The sequence below is a fragment of the Cognatitamlana onchidii genome (assembly GCF_004804355.1).
GTDB lineage: Bacteria > Bacteroidota > Bacteroidia > Flavobacteriales > Flavobacteriaceae > Cognatitamlana > Cognatitamlana onchidii.
This window is the reverse complement of sequence record NZ_SRWZ01000001.1, coordinates 392,183-405,518: the sequence shown is the minus strand read 5'-3', so window position 1 is coordinate 405,518 and position 13,336 is coordinate 392,183. Positions and strand designations below refer to the sequence as shown.

7 protein-coding genes are annotated in these 13,336 nt (G+C 36.3%); 2 read left to right on the top strand and 5 right to left on the bottom strand.

Annotated features, from left to right (window positions below; all coding sequences use genetic code 11):
* Window positions 1-13: 13 nt before the first annotated feature.
* From E5D58_RS01895 to E5D58_RS01875, 5 genes are read right to left on the bottom strand one after another with little or no spacing between them, the layout of a single operon-like run.
* A complete protein-coding gene (locus E5D58_RS01895) occupies window positions 14-841 on the bottom strand; it encodes an alpha/beta hydrolase (RefSeq protein WP_136480132.1) in 828 nt (275 codons plus the stop codon).
* Entirely contained in the window at window positions 841-1,206 is a 366-nt protein-coding gene (locus tag E5D58_RS01890; RefSeq protein WP_136480131.1) for a cupin domain-containing protein, read from the bottom strand. Before E5D58_RS01890 ends, E5D58_RS01895 begins: the two co-directional genes overlap by 1 nt.
* An 18-nt stretch (window positions 1,207-1,224) precedes the next feature.
* Window positions 1,225-2,205, bottom strand: coding sequence for a YitT family protein (locus tag E5D58_RS01885; RefSeq protein ID WP_136480130.1), 981 nt, complete (start codon window positions 2,203-2,205; stop codon window positions 1,225-1,227).
* A gap of 13 nt (window positions 2,206-2,218) precedes the next feature.
* Window positions 2,219-2,776 (bottom strand): hypothetical protein, encoded by a 558-nt coding sequence (locus E5D58_RS01880; RefSeq protein ID WP_136480129.1) that lies wholly within the window; start codon window positions 2,774-2,776, stop codon window positions 2,219-2,221.
* A gap of 34 nt (window positions 2,777-2,810) precedes the next feature.
* Complete coding sequence (locus E5D58_RS01875; protein ID WP_136480128.1) at window positions 2,811-4,352, bottom strand: helicase HerA-like domain-containing protein; 1,542 nt, start codon at window positions 4,350-4,352, stop codon at window positions 2,811-2,813.
* A 103-nt stretch (window positions 4,353-4,455) separates the two neighbouring features.
* Between E5D58_RS01875 and E5D58_RS01870 the strand changes: the two genes are divergently transcribed.
* Together E5D58_RS01870 and E5D58_RS01865 are read left to right on the top strand one after the other, a co-directional pair.
* The gene (locus E5D58_RS01870) at window positions 4,456-5,085 is read left to right on the top strand and encodes a 7-carboxy-7-deazaguanine synthase QueE (RefSeq protein ID WP_136480127.1); all 630 of its coding nucleotides are present in this window, start codon (window positions 4,456-4,458) and stop codon (window positions 5,083-5,085) included.
* Between the two features lie 588 nt (window positions 5,086-5,673).
* Window positions 5,674-13,332, top strand: coding sequence for a fibronectin type III domain-containing protein (locus tag E5D58_RS01865; RefSeq protein ID WP_136480126.1), 7,659 nt, complete (start codon window positions 5,674-5,676; stop codon window positions 13,330-13,332).
* Window positions 13,333-13,336: the final 4 nt, after the last annotated feature.

Below are 13,336 nucleotides of genomic sequence, written 5' to 3'. Positions count from 1 at the left end.
AAAAATACAAAAGTTAAGTGGTTATAAAATCTAATATGTGGCGATAAACTTTGTCTGATTTAAGGCGGTGCCCCAAACCGATGGTCTTTATCAATTTAGAGTTTTTATAGGCGCGATGAATGTCTAGAGCTTCTTTGTAAGAAATAATATTGTCTCTTCTGTCATGAATAATAAGCCCTTTAGGTTCAAGACTAGAAAAAAAGTTTTCAACACAATAAAATTCGGGCAAACGCCCAAAGTGCTTTTGGTAATAGCGGTTAATTGCTTTAGATACTCTTTTATTGTATTTCATCATCTTTACATAGTTTCCAACCGAAATAGCCAGATTAGATGGTGCTCCTAATAATACCAATTTATCAATGTGTATATCCTTGTAATTAGTTAGCGCAATGGCACTTGCAGTACCACCCACTGAATGACCAATTAGAACTGAAGGTGCATATTTTTTTATGGCCACATTAAGGCATTCCGCATATAAAGGCGCATTAAATATCTTGTTTCCTGAAGCGCCATGCGCAGGGGCATCAATAGAAATTATATTGAAATTGTTTTGAATTAACAGATTGATGAGGTCTTTCCATCTAAAAGAATTACTATCCCAGCCATGTGCTAAAAGGACTGTTTTCCCTTTATTTGCCCAATGATAGGTTATAATACTAAAACCGCCGTAGCTAAGATTTTCTTGATGCGCTTGGTCTAAAAAGCACTTAGCTTCGTCGTCCAGATTTGCATTCCTAGGTGTTGAGAAAATTTTAACAGCGATTTTGGCTGCGTTGACTGGAGATAAATAACTTAAAAGATTTATCGTATGCCCTATAAGTTTAAGGGTAAAAGGATTCATTAATCTTCTCTATTAACTAGGTTTATAGAAAAAGCAGGCATGCAAATGGCTATATATTCGCATGGCTCAGTAAAGGGGTTTGAATACTGTACTCTAGTATTTTTTTCTATTTTAATAGACTGCCCTGCACTTAATACAATACGTTCTCCTTCAATAATAAACTGTTTTTTCCCCTTTAGAACAATGGTATACTCATCAAACTCGGGGGATTGAAAAGGTTCACTCCAGCCAGAAGGGGCTGTCATATATGCAATGCTGATGTTAGAATTACCATCGGTAGCATTTCCAAAATGTTCTTTTATTACTTTGCCATCATTAGTCGGAACTATAAATGGCTTATCTTGAATGGTATACTTTTTAGTCATTTTTTAAATTCTATGCCTTTAATGCTGATCTTTTAAAGGTTTTTTCTTAATCATTCCCCCTCTCAAATCCTTAACGATGCCCATTATTATAAAAGCATTTCGGTCTATTTTGTCTATTTCTGTTTGAAGCTTAGCAAGCTCTAAACGCGTAACAACGGTATATATAATATCTTTTTTTACACTTTCTCCACTGGTGCCATATCCGCCTTTTCCTGCATAAATAGTACATGCCCTTCTTAACTTTTGTGTTAGCATTATTTTTAGTTCTGCATGTTTGTTAGAAATAATGGTGACTCCTACATACTCCTCAACACCATCTACCACAAAATCAACTGTTTTACCTGCAGCCAAATAAGTTAACATAGCGTATAGCGCTGTTTCTATTGATAAAATATAAGCGCCTGCAGAAAATATTAGAATATTTATGAGTAGCAAGACATCTCCTATAGTAAGTGATAGTTTTCTCCCGAGGAAAATAGCCAAGACTTCTGTCCCGTCAATGACACTGCCTCCTCTCATGGACATTCCAATACCTAAGCCTAAAAAAAAGCCGCCAAAAACAGCAATCAATAATTTGTCATCAGTTACGGTTGGATAATGGATAAAATGAACAACTAGCGCTAATAACGAAATGGCTACAATGCTTTTTATGGCGAATTTTTTTCCAATAGTTCTTGAGGCTAAAATGATAAATGGTAGGTTTACAATTACTAATAAAACACCAAGATTTAGTGCGGTAATATTTTCTAAAAGAAGCGATATTCCAGTAGCGCCTCCATCAATAAAGCTATTGGGTAGTAAGAATCCTTTTAATCCGAAACCTGCAGAAAACACACCTATAAGAATATATATGTATTCTTTAACAGCATGCACTAACTCTACTTGGTAGTTTCTTACCAAAGGCACTATTTGTTTTTGACTAACAGGCTTATTAACTTGCTTTTTTTCTAACTTCCTTTTAGCAATGTCAACAAGTAGCTTTGATAAGATTGGATTCATGGCTTAAGCATAATTAGTTGTTCCAATTAACAAAAAAGTACTTCACTTTGGCGTCATCAGGGATATGTGTTGACTCAAATTTTAAATCCATATCGAACCTTAAGTTTGCAGGAAGCTCTTTTTTATCTATGGTAAAACTAGCGTTAATATCATCAACAGCAACAACAACAGAGTTAATTAAATTGCTAATTCTTGATATTTTATATTGGTTTTGAATGTCTTTGAATGTACTAATGGCAGATATGTTTTTATCTGTTTTATAACGGTCGTCTAAAATTCTAATACTACTAATTACAGATGTTGAGTCTAAGGCATATTTAGGAGTTAGTGTTAGGAGTTGTTTACCTCCTTTTTCAAAAACTTCAATATTATTTATGTTACCAATAAACTCATCGCCTCCAATAAACCTTACTATAGAATCATTAGGGTAAATGCTTTCAAGGTCTTTAACCTGTGTAGAATCTGTTAATAGTCCTATATGTTGCTTGGATATTTCAAACGGATTCTGAGTCTCATTGCAGCTTGATATTAAAAGTGTTAGGGCTAATGAGCCTAAAATTAATCGATGCATAAAATATGTTTTTTTGGGGTTAGATTTAATATAGTTACTTCTTCATTACCTTCGTTAAAATGCCAAATACGCTTCGAATAAACGTAGCACTTGTAAGTACTTTAACAATCGGGTTCATTCGCGTGCTTGATCGTCTTCGAGACGAAGATTTTCTTTTTGATTCAGCTTTTTTAAGGGCTTCTTGCTCTTTTTTTGCTTTTTCTTGGGCTTCTTCCGCTTCGGCTTCTTTTATTTTTTCGTTAAGTAATTCGTAGGCACTTTCTCTGTCAATTGTTTCATTATACTTTTTTACTAATTTCGATTGAGAAAGTAGTTTTTCTAATTCAGTTTCTGTTAACACATCCATTCTACTCATGGGGGCACGCATCATGGTAGCAGCCAAAGGAGTTGGTCTGCCTTTTTCGTCAAGAGCAGAAACCAAAGCCTCCCCTATGCCTAAAGACGTTAAAACCTCTTCGGTGTCATAATAATCTGAATCTGGATAGTTTTGAGCTGTTAATTTAATGGCTTTTCTGTCTTTAGCTGTAAATGCTCTTAGGGCATGTTGTATTTTTAAACCCAATTGACCTAATACTTCTTCTGGAACATCTGCTGGGTTTTGTGTCACAAAATATAGTCCAACACCTTTGCTTCTTATAAGTTTTACGATACTTTCAATCTGACTTAATAGAGCTTTTGAGGCTTCATCAAAAATTAGATGGGCTTCATCAATAAACATGATAAGCTCTGGTCTATCACTATCTCCCTGTTCTGGAAATGTAGAATATATTTCGGCCAATAAACTTAACATAAACGTAGAGAAAAGCTTTGGTCTATCTTGAATATCCGTAAGTCTTATTATGTTGATGTATCCACGGCCGCTATTGTCAATCCTCAGTAGATCTTGGGTGTCGAAAGAAGTTTCTCCAAAAAATAAATCGGCCCCTTGTTGTTCAAGCTCAACTATTTTTCTTAGGATGGCGCCTGTCGAAGCGGTAGAAATACGTCCATAGGCTTCGGTAAACTCTTTCTTGCCTTCTTGGGTGGTATACTGTAGAATTTTTTTAAAATCTTTTAAATCCAGCAGCGGTAACTTGTTGTCATCACAATATTGAAATATAACAGCAACAATGCCTGATTGCGTTTCTGTTAAGTCCAAAATTCTTGATAGCAGCACAGGTCCAAATTCACTAATGGTAGCTCGCAATCTAGCCCCGTTTTGTTCAGAAAGAGTTAAAATTTCAACAGGAAATGATTTGGCTTCAAAAGGTAACCCGATTTTATCATGGCGTTCGTCAATTTTTGGATGTCCTGGACTTGGCTGGGCAATGCCACTTAAATCTCCTTTAATATCCATAAGCAGCACGGGGATGCCTTTTTCACTTAAATTTTCGGCGAGGACCTGTAAAGATTTAGTTTTTCCTGTTCCTGTGGCACCAGCAATTAAGCCATGACGATTCATGGTTTTTAAAGGAATTTTTACATGAGCTCCAGTTATTGTTTCTCCATCTAACATGGCTGCCCCAATCGGAATAAAATCTCCTTTTGTATGGTTTCCTTCTTTTATGTAGTTGAAAAAAGTTTCCTTTTTGCTCATGCTTATTAAATTTTGATAAAAATAACTATTCTAGCTTAATTCAAATGAAGAAGGCAAATAAAACTTTGAACAATTAGTTTACAAACAACTATCTTTGCCAACGATGAAAAATAATGTACAAGCGTTAGTAGATAAGGGAGAGATGCTGCCTCTAATGGAAGAATTTTATACCATTCAAGGTGAGGGATATCATAAAGGAACAGCAGCATATTTTGTGCGCATTGGTGGGTGTGATGTTGGGTGCCATTGGTGTGATGTTAAGGAGAGTTGGAATGCGGAAATACATCCGCCTACCGAGACATCAAAAATTATAGATAATGCTAAAAAGTATAGCGATACTATTGTTGTAACTGGTGGAGAGCCTCTAACTTGGGATATGACCCAATTGACGAAGGGTTTAAAATCTAATGGTATGCAAGTTCATATTGAAACTTCTGGAGCCTATAATTTAACTGGTGTTTGGGACTGGATATGTTTGTCGCCAAAAAAAATGAAGTTACCTACAAATGAAATTTACGATAAGGCGAATGAACTAAAAATGATAATATACAATAAAGATGATTTTCGTTTTGCAGAGGAGCAGGCCGCTAAAGTGAATAAAGATTGTATTTTATACTTACAACCAGAATGGAGTAAAAGAGACAAAGTGGTTCCCCTAATAGTGGATTATGTTATGGCAAACCCCAAGTGGAAGGTGTCACTGCAAACGCATAAGTATTTAAATATCCCTTAAAAAGGAAAGAAGAGATTAGTTTAATCTAGTCTTTTATTTTTCAAACTATGTTGTTTTTCTTTTAGTGCGAAAATGGAACCACGATTCTTGTAGTTTTCCTTACTCAATGGAAATTTAACCATTATTTCCCCTCCAAAAACTATATAAAGATTTTTGAGAGTCTCCTCGCCAGATGTAACCTGTTTTTTAGTCTTACTATCTTGTTCTTTTTGTTATAAAAATATGCCTCCCAGTATTACAATTTGTGTTAACTATTATGCTCATCCTAAGGGCTTTATCTAATGTGCTAATTTTTTGGTATTTATATTGAATATTAGGTGTAGTTACACCGCAAAGTAAAACTAATATAAAAGATGCTTTTCTGTTTAAGATTTGGTAGTACTATCATTTTATTTGCTAATTAGAGTCACTTAGTTTCCCTCTTAGTTACAAGAATTACCATAGTTAGTGTTATAACTTAAATATAAGCTCTTAAACGTTTTAATTTTTAAAAAGTCAGAATTAACTTAATTTTATACTACTTTAGGGTCGTCATATTTTAATGCACTTAAGAACTAACTATCATTTTACTAATTTAATACTTAACCTATGAAGAACGTAACAAAGAAGTGTTGCAAAAAACTTAGTTTGTTTTGTTTGTTATTGTTTATATACTCCAATTCTTTTTCCCAAACGATATGGGAAAAAGCAAGTAACTCCAGCAAAATCGTTCTAAATAAGTCTGGTAATGATGCTTCAGTTTATAGTTTAAGAGTTGATGATTTTAGGCTCCAGTTGAATGCCGTTACAACTACAAATCCAGCGGTGCTATTATTTCCAGAAGAGAATGGAGAAAGCATTGCATTTAAAGTGTATGAAACAAAAGTGATGCACCCTGAATTAGAAGCCAAATTCCCTGAATTAAAGAGTTACAGGGGGGTGTCTGTAGGTGCATCGAATAAAATAATAGCTTTTACGTATTCTCCAAGAGTCGGGTTTAGAGGTGTTTTTGAGAGCAAGACTTACGAAAAGACAGAGGTGAAACCGTTAACTAATTCTCTTTATGAGTTTAGAATAACTTCCTCTCAAGAGGGGAATACAGCGTTTTTATGTGAAACAGAAGACTATCTTGAAAAAGGACTATCAAAACAAGGCGTGTTTGATAGAGACGTTAATGACGGAAATTTAAGGAGGTATCGTTTAGCCCTCTCTGTTAGTGGAGATTACTCTCAGGTATTTCTTGATGGCACGGAGGCGGATGATGATGAAAGAAAGACAAAGGTTTTACAAGCTATGGTTGGATCTGTAAATCGTTTGAATGGTATTTTCGAACGAGACTTTGGGATTTCAATGCAGCTTATTCCAAATACTGATTTACTAATTTTTTTAAATCCAGCAACAGATCCCTACACTACAGGAAGTAGTTTGAGAAGTCAATTAGTAAATACTTTAGCCAATAATATTACAAATAATGATTATGATGTAGGGCACTTATTTCATCAGGAAGCAAATAGAAAATATGGTAATGCGGGATGTATTGCCTGTGTGTGTACAGATACTGCTAAAGGTCAAGCTTACAGTGTTCATGGAAATCCTGATCAGGATGACATGAATTTGTTAGCTGCCCATGAGTTTGGTCATCAATTTGGGGCATTTCACACACAGAGTAGTCGTAATTGCAGAAGCGGAAATAATAGTGAGGTTGAACCAGGTAGTGGAACAACGATAATGAGTTATGCAGGTATTTGCCCTCCTAATGTGCAGTCTGGGGCAGATGATTATTTCAATTATACAAGTATTCGCGATGTGGCAAATTGGACAATTAACAACTCGAGTTGTGCAGAATTGATTCCAACCAATAATACAGCGCCTGTGGTCACACCAGCAAGCAACTATGTAATCCCAAAGAGTACGGCTTTTGTATTGGAAGGAAGCGCTACAGATTCTGATGGCAACGAATCTTTAAGCTTTTGTTGGGAACAGAATGACCCGCAAGACCCTGTAAGTACTTCAACTCCTCAGCCAACGAATTTGGTTGGCCCGATGTTTAGGTCTTTACCTCCCGCGGCAACAAGTAAAAGATATTTTCCAGATTTAGGGGATGTTTTGTCTAATAATTTAACGCCCACATGGGAAGTATTGCCCTCGGTGTCAAGAAGATTAAATTTCGTAATGACCGTAAGGGATAATCATGTAAATGGAGGTCAGGTGGTTTCAGATGCGGTATATATTGATGTTTCTGGTGATGCAGGACCATTTGCAGTGACATCACAAAATGGTAATTCCGAAGTATGGACAGTTGGTGAATTAGTGACTGTAAATTGGGACGTTGCGGGTACAAATGAAGCACCCATAAATACAAGTCAGGTTGAAATTTTACTCTCAATTGATGGCGGGCAAAATTTCCCTTATAGCCTGATTGTTACAGATAATGACGGTAGCCAAACTTTTAACTTACCTGATGTGGAGGCCACTGCTAATGCTAGAATAATGATTAAGGGGCATGATAACGTGTTCTTTGCCGTCAATCAGAATCCATTCACAATTGTAAAATCGGAGTATGCTATTTTATCTGATGAGCCTCATGTTGATGTATGTAGTTCTGAATCTGCTGTGCTTAATTTAAAATATAAAACCTTTTTATCCTTTGAAGAAGAGGTCAACGTGTCCGCATCCAACTTGCCTGAAGGAACCACTGCTACATTTTCTCAAGAGTCTTTTAGTGGTAGTGACCTTGAAGGCACCTCTTTTTTTGTTACACTTAGTGGATTAGAAAATTTAGAAATAGGAGATTATAGTTTTAATGTTAGTGGTTTGTCCGAATCTGGTATAGAGAAGAGTGTGTTGTTGGATTTCACGGTTTTTGATGCTATCGAGGAGGTTCCAAACTTAGTGCAACCTTTAAACGATTCAGATACGCAAGCATTGGATCTTGAATTAACTTGGGATGCCAGAGAAGACTCCATTTCCTATCTTATTGAGATAGCGACAGACGATAGCTTTGACAATATTATTGAGGAAGCAACAGTCCAAGATGCATTATTTGTACCATCAAATTTAGAAAATAATCAGTTATACTATTGGAGAGTACAATTTATAAATCCATGTGGAACTTCAAGTTTTTCAACTGTTTATAATTTTTCAACAGCATGTGGTTCTCCGTCAGACTTTTTATTGTTAAGTACAGAAATTAATAGTATTGAGTTTTCTTGGGATGATGTTTCAAATTCATCTTCTTGGACAGTTGAGTATGGAGTATCAGGATTTTCTTTAGGTACTGGTACGAGTATTGAGTTAGAAGATAAACAAACAAAAGTAGAGGGTTTAGAGTCGGGTACTGAATATGATTTTTATATTGCAGGAAACTGTTCTATAGGTGGTAGTAGTGCATACATTGGGCCGTTTGAGGTTTCGACAGATTCTGATTATTGCAGTGGAGATCATTTCTACGATTCTGGAGGTCCAGATAATAACTACGGCGATAATGAAAATATTACAACTGTAATAGCTCCCGAAACAGAATCTGAACGTGTTCGAGTAAGATTCAACAGTTTCGAAACCCATTTTGGTAATGATTTTCTGAGAATATACAATGGTGAAAATGATGAGGCCACACTTCTAGGAACCTTTACAGGAACTGAGTTAAGAGGCCAAGAATTCGTTTCGACTACCGATACTGGTACGCTTACCTTTGTTTTTACATCCAATAGTTTTTTAAATTTTAGTGGTTGGGATGCTACTGTAACCTGCGAAGAAAAACCGAATTGTTTTGAACCTATAGATTTTCAAATAGCTAGTTTAAAAGGAGACGAGGTTAGCTTAATATGGACTGAGAATGGAGATGATTCTAATTGGGAGCTGGAGTACGGACTAGCTGGGTTTGAAAGAGGAAGTGGAGAATTAGTTGATGCGTCTGCAACATCTATCACTATCGAAAATTTAGTGCCACTAACAGCATATGAAGTTTATATTAAAACCGTTTGTGATGCTGGTGGGTTTAGTGAAGTTGTAGGGCCTTTAAGATTTGTTACCACTGAACTTTGCTCGACCCCAACAGATTTAAGTATAACGAGTTTTACAAATGATTCTGTAACAGTTACATGGGATAATTTAAATGGGGATGTTGCTTTGTGGGAAGTTCAGTATGGAAGTCGAGGATTTGACCTAGGTTCAGGAACTTCTGTTGAGGCTTCAGAAAAAAATATTACGATAAATCAGCTAGTTTCCAATTCTGAATATGATTTATACGTGCGGTCAAATTGTGAGCCAGAAGGCGATGGATTTAGCAATTGGGCTGGACCAATACCTTTTAAAACAACTCCAGATTACTGTAATGGAGATCGTTTCTACGATTCAGGAGGACCAACTGGAAATTATTCTAACAGCGAAAATACCACAACTACCATTCATCCTAAAACACTCGATGAACGTGTCAGAGTCATATTTAATAGTTTTCTTGTAGAATCCTGCTGCGACAGGTTAAGGATCTATGATGGTCCGGATACACAATCGCCATATTTAGGGGCGTACTCTTCAAACCCAGGAACTATTATTTCCAGCCATGAAAGTGGTGCTCTTACTTTTGTATTTACCTCAGATAGTAGTGTAACAAGTTCGGGATGGGAGGCTACGGTAGTATGCGAAGAAAAGCCCAATTGTGTGGCGCCAACGAATTTTAGGTTTACTAACATAGAAGCCAAACAGGTTGGTATAGAATGGAACCAGGTAGATAATGAATCAAGCTGGACTATTGAATATGGAGAAATCGGTTTTATTCCAGGTGAAGGAACGGTTGTGGTTTCAGAGGAGGCCAGTGCAGTATTAACGGGGTTAAGTCCTGAAACAGATTATGATATTTATGTTAAAGCCAATTGTTCGGAAGGAGGGCATAGTGATAGTGTCGGTCCGCTCAGGGTTAGAACTCCTGTAGCTTGTTTTGTGCCTCAAAGTGTCACGGTAAGTACAATTTCAACGAACTCAGTAAGCTTGATATGGGACCTAGGAACAGGTAATGAAAATGAATGGGAAATAGAGTATGGAAGCTCTGGATTTCAATTAGGTACGGGAACTAAGGTGTCTTCTACAACAAATACTGTATTGATAGAGAATTTGACCGCTAATACCCTCTATGATGTATATGTTCGTGCGAATTGCGACTCTGATGGGTATAGTAATTGGTCCAGTCTTTTGGAATTCAAGACAGATTGTAACGTCATAGAGGCGCCTTATAAAGAAAGTTTTGTAGCTACTAATGTGATGCCTGACTGTTGGAAACAAAATAATATTGGTTACTCATGGAAATTTAATAAGTATGCAGGTTACGAAGCTTCTAATGTTAGGGATAGGAGTACACTAAACAACTCTAACTATGCTTGGTTAGATGGTTCGTATAATCCTGTTAATGGCCCTTATACACTAAAAACTCCGTGGGTGGACATCTCAAGTTTGTCTAGTCCGTCAATCACTTTTTCAGCGTTTAGTAAAAATACTTATAACGATATATATAATACCTTAGAAGTTACCTTATACGATTCTAATGGAACGGTGTTTAGTGGTATAATTACAGTGAATAGTAGTACTAACATCTGGCGCGATTTTGTTGTAGACCTTAGCGATTATAACTTAACCTCTAATATAGTGCAGTTGGAGTTTGAAGTAACTTTAAACTCTAGTACTTATAGAAGGTATAATGATATTTTAATTGATGAGGTTAATTTTGATGAGTTGCCGTCCTGTAGTAATCCTATTAATCCAATGGTTACAAATATTACGGGAAGAACAGCTGATTTTTCATGGGAATCTACAGACGACGAAACCAATTGGGAAATTCAATACGGCTTCTCAGGGTTTAATGTTTCTGGTGCTACAACTGTGTTTACCACAGATAATCCATATACACTTACCAGTTTATTACCTGAACGGTCTTATGATGTTTATGTTAGAGCTGTATGTGGTATTGGTGACTCTAGTGAATTTATAGGGCCGATTACATTTACAACAACCGAGCTTTGCCCCACGCCAACTAACTTCAGAGTTGATTCTGCCACTAAGAATTCGGCGGAGTTGTCCTGGGATGATGTTTCAGGGGACGCGCAATGGGAAGTAGAATATAAAGTCGGGTATTTTTCTCCAGGATTGGGAACTGTAGAAACGTCTTCAACAAATTCTTTAAGTCTTACAGGATTATTACCGGATACTACCTATTACGCGTATTTAAGAAGAAATTGTGGAGAAGAAGATGGTATAAGTAATTCAACACGATATATAATATTTCGAACAGAGGTGGCTTGTGCTGTTCCAATTGGGTTCAGAACAACTGAAGTAACAAAGAATACAGCCTCATTAGAATGGCAAGACAGTGGAAATGTCACCGAATGGGATATAGAGTATCATACAGATTATTTTATTCCAGGAAATGGAATAGGTACAACCCAAACTGTTTTACAAAATAGTTTGAGTCTTGAGGGATTAGCATCCGACACCTGGTATTACGTATACTTAAGAAGTAATTGTGGGGAAGACGATGGGTATAGTAATTGGACGGGGTATTTATCCTTTAAAACACAAGTGTCATGCAATGTCCCAACTAGTTTTAGGGCTAATGAAGTTACGAAAAATTCGGCAACATTTGAATGGGAAAATAATAGCAATGCCTCCGAATGGGAGGTGGAATATAATACAAGTTATTTTACACCCGGAAATGGAATTGGTACTACGCAAGTCGCTTTAGAAAATAGCTTAAATCTGGAAGGTTTGGTTCCAGATACAGCATACTATGTTTATCTAAGAAGTTATTGTGGAGAAGAAAATGGGTATAGCAGGTGGACCAATTATTTATACTTTCAAACCGATGAAGCTTGTACAATTCCTTTTGGTTTTACAACTAGTGATGTGACAAAAAATTCTGCAACGCTAGAATGGCAAGACAATGGTGATGCGAACGAATGGGAGCTAGAATACCACACCAGTTTTTTTAGCCCTGGAAACGGAATTGGTACTGTTCAGACCGCTTCGGTCAATAATATTACTCTTGAAGGCCTTGAACCAAACACCTTTTATTATGTATACTTAAGAAGTAATTGTGGTGATGATGGATATAGTAATTGGGTTGGGTATATTCTTTTTAGAACACTTCTTGCATGTAGTACACCTACCAATTTTAAAGCGGCTACGTCAACCCAAAATTCTACATTGTTAACATGGGACGAAGATGAAAATGTTGCTATTTGGGATATTGAATATAGTTCGCGACCATTTTCTCCTGGAGGAGGAACCCGTACAACAGTTTTAGAGCCCTCAATTCTATTGGATAATTTAAACGGAAGTACATTGTATTATGCTTACTTGAGAAGTAATTGTAACAATGAAGGTTATAGCAACTGGACTAGTCAAATAAGTTTTACAACACTTTGTGAGTCCCAATCTGAAGAAGGTGAATTAATTGTAAATGGTGGGTTTGAATGTGGTTCTACAGCGGGTTGGACTGTAGGTGGCCCCAATGTATTTAGTGGATGTAGTGTCAATTTTTCAGTGTTAGAAAACTCTAATAGCGTTTGTAGCATTGTTAATAATATTAATCCTCAGGATGGTCAATACGCTGCTTATACATCCTTTGATGGTTCTGCTAACACCACCTATAGTTTCAGTCAAAGTATTGAAATTCCTTCTAACATTGCGAGCTCATCAAGTGCGATACTATCATTCGACTTTAAAGTAAATTATAAAATGACCTTTAATAACCCAACTCAAGAAAGGGTTTTTGAAGTTAGGTTTACTGACTTAAATGGTGTTCAGTTGTTTCAAGTGGATGAGTTAAAGTTTGGTTTAGACCCGAATGAAGGGGAAATAGAAAGAAATTTTAGTAATGATATATTAACTGAATTAAGTAATTATGCTGGTCAAACTATTTCATTGAACTTTCAAGCATTTGTTCCTGAGTCCTCTACAGGGCCATCAAAGGCCATGCTAGATAATGTTTCTCTTTTAGTGGACGAGATACTTTCTAAGTCAAGTACAAGTTTTAATGCCAATAAGTTATTGGTTTACCCAATACCTAATAAGGGTGATTTTTCACTTAATAATTTGAATGGCCAACCAATAGACCAAATAGAAATATTTGATGTGTCTGGTAGACTTATTCAAACGGAACGGGTGAAAAAGCCTTCGCAACAAGTGGAGGTGAGCATGCTAAATGTAACCTCTGGTGTATACTTTATTAAGATTCTTATTGATGGTAATAAGCATCTAAAAAGAATTCTAGTAGAATAATTGG

What these genes read in the sequence shown, in the direction of transcription:
- E5D58_RS01870 (WP_136480127.1), top strand. Translation starts at nt 4,456, where the DNA reads ATGAAAAATAATGTACAAGCGTTAGTAGATAAGGGAGAGATGCTGCCT.
- E5D58_RS01890 (WP_136480131.1), bottom strand. Translation starts at nt 1,206, where the DNA reads ATGACTAAAAAGTATACCATTCAAGATAAGCCATTTATAGTTCCGACT.
- E5D58_RS01895 (WP_136480132.1), bottom strand. Translation starts at nt 841, where the DNA reads ATGAATCCTTTTACCCTTAAACTTATAGGGCATACGATAAATCTTTTA.
- E5D58_RS01875 (WP_136480128.1), bottom strand. Translation starts at nt 4,352, where the DNA reads ATGAGCAAAAAGGAAACTTTTTTCAACTACATAAAAGAAGGAAACCAT.
- E5D58_RS01885 (WP_136480130.1), bottom strand. Translation starts at nt 2,205, where the DNA reads ATGAATCCAATCTTATCAAAGCTACTTGTTGACATTGCTAAAAGGAAG.
- E5D58_RS01880 (WP_136480129.1), bottom strand. Translation starts at nt 2,776, where the DNA reads ATGCATCGATTAATTTTAGGCTCATTAGCCCTAACACTTTTAATATCA.
- E5D58_RS01865 (WP_136480126.1), top strand. Translation starts at nt 5,674, where the DNA reads ATGAAGAACGTAACAAAGAAGTGTTGCAAAAAACTTAGTTTGTTTTGT.